Here is a 3984-nt window from a genome sequence, read left to right on the forward strand (position 1 = left end):
TCACAATTTTTTGGATTGTTCCATCCGTTAGCATCGGTCAGCACCCGTTTCCATTGCAGGCGGTTTCTTGCACCCATCTTCTGAATTCCGTTTTCGTCTAATACAGGGATACGGATTCCATGACGGTCAGGGTTTTTCTTATCCTGCCACCAGTTCGGATGGGATTCATCAATCACGATATTTCCGTTTTTATCTCTGACAAAATCCCAATCCTTGACTTCTTTCTTTCCCCAAGAATGATCCGGGTTAAAAGGACGCATAGTCAGAAGCAGATGGACATGGGGGTTGCCATCCCCTTTATCGTGGATACTCCAATCAGCACACATTCCTCTATCTACAAAAGTTTTTTGAATATAGTCAGTTGTATATTGAATTTGTTCCTGTCTGTTCCATTCTTTGGGAAGGGCAAATTCAAATGACCTGCCAAGTTGGGCATCTGCATTTTTTTCAATCTTCAATACCTCATTCCATAACCTTTGTTTCTGAAATGTGATTTTAAATTTTTCTAAAGCAGCTTCTTTATCTTCTGATCTTTTGTATCGGACAGATTTTTGAAAGCGTTTTATATTTTCTTCTGGTACTATCTGCCATTCAGGAGGTGCGTTTTCACACATCATCAGCCGAGTGTAGACCACTTCTTTTTTAGAAGTGTAATAACTGATTCTCCCGGTTTCCTCGTTTTTCATCACATCCCCATTGAGATATGCGGAAGCGGAGATAACAGATTTCCCTTTACTTCGTCCGACTATTTTGACTGTGTAATGAAAAATCGCCATGTCTGGATTCCTCCTTTCTGCACATCCGGCATAGATTTCCGGCAACATTGCTTTCGGTTTTAGGAAAAGCAGCATTGCCGGAACGCCCTCTGCGTAAGAGTGCCCTGCGCATAGCAGCCTGCATGGAATGCGCCTCTCTGGCGAAGAGTGCCTCCTGCGGCATGAGCAGGTCTGGCTGAAAGCCCCGCCGACGGAACGAGCCCGGCAAGCGTGAACGCAGACCGGTTGCCACTTGTGGCAAACTTATTGGGACGACCTCTGGTTGTCCATAAGTGCGCCCTTCATGAAAAAGCAATGAAGGGAATGAAAAACTCATCCCCTCCGCCATTACACTTCCTCCATATCGGTATTGACTTCTTTCTGCATTGCCTTTGAGAAAAATTTCCCGTTGGCTTCCTGCCTTTTCAGAAAACCAATCAGCTTTGGGATGTCTTCTTCCTCAATAGGCGCACCGAGAACGGATTCCACCGCACCGCCAATCTGACAGAGCCTATGGGTTCGTTTTTTACTTTCTTCGGCTTTCTTTCGCTTCAGAAGTTCTTTCTTCTGTGCCGCATATCGTTTCGCCTTTTCAAGGCTTTCCTGCTCTTTCTTTTCCATTTCAAGCATTCGTGCTTCATAACTTTTTGTTGATTTTGCCATTCTTACATTCTCCTTTCCTTCACAAACATAAGTTCTTGGTTGCGTATCAGAAGAAGCACATGGTATAATCTTCTTGCGTGTAGGTATATCATGGCTTCGGTCTGATAGAACCTTTGGCGGTTTCTTGGGAAGCCGCCTTTTTAATTTGCCGCAGTTCTTGTTACGGCTTTTACATTTCCTCTATCCCTCAAATCACGACCTTCATTCGCTTCCATAAACATTTCCAGAATATCGGTTTTAATCAGGACTTTACGACCAACCTTTAATACCGGAAGTTTCTTCCATTCTACAAGCTGTCTTAAGGTGTTTCTGCCGATTCCCGTATAGTCGGCAGCTTCTTCGATGGATAATGCAATTTTTCTTTGCGTCATATAATCACCTCCTTATAAATTGCATTATGCAATTCCTGTGATGTAAGTATATCCTTTTCACATCTTTTTGTCAAGCGTTACGAAATGCTAAAAATAAATATTGCATTGCATATTGCAATTTCGGAAAAACAATGCTATAATTCATACATACCGAAAAAGGAGGCAGTCAGCATGAAAGATAAAGAATTACGCAAGCTGATAGGCAGCAGAATAAAACAGCGCCGTCTGGAATTGAATCTGACACAGCCTTATGTCGCAGAGAAGATGGGAGTTACCGCTTCTACAATCCTGCGTTATGAGAATGGTTCGATTGACAATACGAAAAAAATGGTGCTGGAAGGTCTTTCGGAAGCACTCCATGTATCTGTGGAATGGCTCAAAGGGGAAACAGATGAATATGAAACCGACATTACGGATAAGAGAGAATTACAGATTCGTGATGCGATGGGAGATATTCTGGAACAGTTACCGCTTGCCCTTACCAAAGAAGAAGATGCTTTTTCAAAAGATTTATTACTGCTGATGTTAAAACAATATGGTCTGTTTTTGGATTCCTTCCAGTTCGCCTGCAAAAACTTCAAGGGAAATGCTGGTCAGACGGATATTGCCAAAACAATAGGGTTTGAATCGAATGAGGAATATAATGAGATTATGTTCTTAAGGGAAATCACTCATACCATCAATGCTTTTAATGAGATGGCAGACATTGTAAGGCTCTATTCCAAGAAACCAAAAACAGCAGAACAAAGGCTTGCAAATCTTTTATCAGAAGTCTTATACGAAGATTCCGAATCGGTATAGTAAGACAACCGGAGTTATGATATACTTACACGCACGAAGCATTTCATCAGTTCCGATTGTCTAATATCGAAAGGAGACATACGATTATGGCAAAAGGATCTGTAAGAAAAAAAGGAAAGAAATGGTACTACCGCTTCTATGTAGAGGACGCAAGCGGCAATCTTGTTCAGAAAGAATGCGTTGGAACAGAAAGCAAAAGTGAAACTGAAAAACTGCTCCGTCAGGCAATGGATGATTATGAGAAAAAGAAATTTGTTGCCAAAGCGGATAATCTCACAGTCGGACAGCTTTTGGATGTGTGGGCAGAGGAGGAATTAAAAACAGGTACGCTCAGCAATGGTACGGTGGAGAATTACCTCGGAACAATCCGAAATATTAAGAAACACCCATTGGCAGAACGTAAACTGAAAAATGTAACCTCTGAACATTTGCAATCTTTCTTCGATTTGCTTTCCTTCGGGGGAGTTCATCCCGATGGAAAAGAGAGAAAGGGTTACAGCAAAGATTACATCCATTCTTTTTCCGCAGTCATGCAGCAATCATTCCGCTTTGCAGTATTTCCAAAGCAGTATATTACGTTCAATCCTATGCAGTATATTAAACTGCGGTATCAGACGGATGAAGTGGATTTGTTTTCTGATGAGGATATGGACGGAAATGTCCAACCAATTTCACGAGAAGATTATGAAAGACTGCTTGCTTATCTGCAAAAAAAGAACCCAGCCGCAATACTTCCAATCCAGATAGCCTATTATGCCGGGCTTCGTATTGGAGAAGCCTGTGGTTTGGCATGGCAGGACGTAAATCTGGAAGAACAATGCCTTACCATAAGACGCAGCATCCGATATGATGGCTCAAAGCGCAAATATATCATCGGACCAACCAAGCGGAAAAAAGTAAGGGTTGTTGATTTTGGAGATACACTGGTAGAGATTTTCCGTAATGCCCGGAAAGAGCAGTTAAAAAATCGAATGCAGTACGAAGAACTTTATCACACGAACTACTACAAAGAGGTCAAAGAGAAAAACAGAGTGTACTACGAATATTATTGCTTAGACAGAACGCAGGAAGTCCCGGCAGATTATAAAGAAATTTCTTTTGTCTGCTTAAGACCGGATGGTTGTCTGGAACTTCCGACTACTTTGGGGACGGTATGCAGAAAGGTGGCAAAAGCATTAGAGGGATTTGAAGGCTTTCATTTCCACCAGTTACGTCACACCTATACAAGCAACCTTTTAGCAAATGGAGCAGCCCCAAAAGATGTACAGGAATTGTTAGGACACTCAGATGTCAGTACCACAATGAACGTCTATGCTCACTCCACAAGAGATGCGAAACGAAAATCGGTTCGGCTTCTTGATAAAGTGGTAGGCAATGACTAAAAAATTTCCCTT

The 3984-nt window shown here is 42.0% G+C and carries 6 protein-coding genes; 2 read left to right on the forward strand and 4 right to left on the reverse strand.

Annotation, left to right across the window (positions count from 1 at the left end; all coding sequences use genetic code 11):
* From GPK49_RS00035 to GPK49_RS00050, 4 genes are all read right to left on the reverse strand, one after another.
* Positions 1-776: MobA/MobL family protein (locus tag GPK49_RS00035; RefSeq protein ID WP_215676368.1), on the reverse strand; the 776-nt coding region annotated here is incomplete at its 3' end.
* Positions 733-1104, reverse strand: coding sequence for a hypothetical protein (locus tag GPK49_RS00040; protein ID WP_015529843.1), 372 nt, complete (start codon positions 1102-1104; stop codon positions 733-735). The genes GPK49_RS00035 and GPK49_RS00040, both read right to left, overlap by 44 nt.
* Positions 1104-1418 carry a hypothetical protein gene (locus tag GPK49_RS00045; RefSeq protein ID WP_006859613.1) on the reverse strand — a complete coding sequence of 105 codons (315 nt, stop codon included), beginning with the start codon at positions 1416-1418 and terminating at the stop codon, positions 1104-1106. The genes GPK49_RS00040 and GPK49_RS00045 overlap by 1 nt, the downstream gene beginning before the upstream one ends.
* A 140-nt stretch (positions 1419-1558) precedes the next feature.
* On the reverse strand, positions 1559-1789 hold the full coding sequence (locus GPK49_RS00050; RefSeq protein ID WP_004843519.1) for a helix-turn-helix domain-containing protein: 231 nt from the start codon (positions 1787-1789) through the stop codon (positions 1559-1561).
* 171 nt (positions 1790-1960) lie between these two features.
* Here GPK49_RS00050 and GPK49_RS00055 point away from each other — a divergent pair, with 171 nt between their 5' ends.
* Together GPK49_RS00055 and GPK49_RS00060 are read left to right on the forward strand one after the other, a co-directional pair.
* The gene (locus tag GPK49_RS00055) at positions 1961-2590 is read left to right on the forward strand and encodes a helix-turn-helix domain-containing protein (protein ID WP_015529844.1); all 630 of its coding nucleotides are present in this window, start codon (positions 1961-1963) and stop codon (positions 2588-2590) included.
* An 86-nt stretch (positions 2591-2676) separates the two neighbouring features.
* Positions 2677-3972, forward strand: a complete 1296-nt coding sequence (locus GPK49_RS00060) for a tyrosine-type recombinase/integrase (RefSeq protein ID WP_006859611.1) — start codon at positions 2677-2679, stop codon at positions 3970-3972.
* Positions 3973-3984 lie beyond the last annotated feature (12 nt).

It is taken from the genome of Clostridium sp. MCC345 (genome assembly GCF_018785345.1).
GTDB lineage: Bacteria > Bacillota > Clostridia > Lachnospirales > Anaerotignaceae > Anaerotignum_A > Anaerotignum_A faecicola.

What these genes read in the sequence shown, in the direction of transcription:
- GPK49_RS00040 (WP_015529843.1), bottom strand. Translation starts at nt 1,104, where the DNA reads ATGGCGGAGGGGATGAGTTTTTCATTCCCTTCATTGCTTTTTCATGAA.
- GPK49_RS00055 (WP_015529844.1), top strand. Translation starts at nt 1,961, where the DNA reads ATGAAAGATAAAGAATTACGCAAGCTGATAGGCAGCAGAATAAAACAG.
- GPK49_RS00060 (WP_006859611.1), top strand. Translation starts at nt 2,677, where the DNA reads ATGGCAAAAGGATCTGTAAGAAAAAAAGGAAAGAAATGGTACTACCGC.
- GPK49_RS00050 (WP_004843519.1), bottom strand. Translation starts at nt 1,789, where the DNA reads ATGACGCAAAGAAAAATTGCATTATCCATCGAAGAAGCTGCCGACTAT.
- GPK49_RS00045 (WP_006859613.1), bottom strand. Translation starts at nt 1,418, where the DNA reads ATGGCAAAATCAACAAAAAGTTATGAAGCACGAATGCTTGAAATGGAA.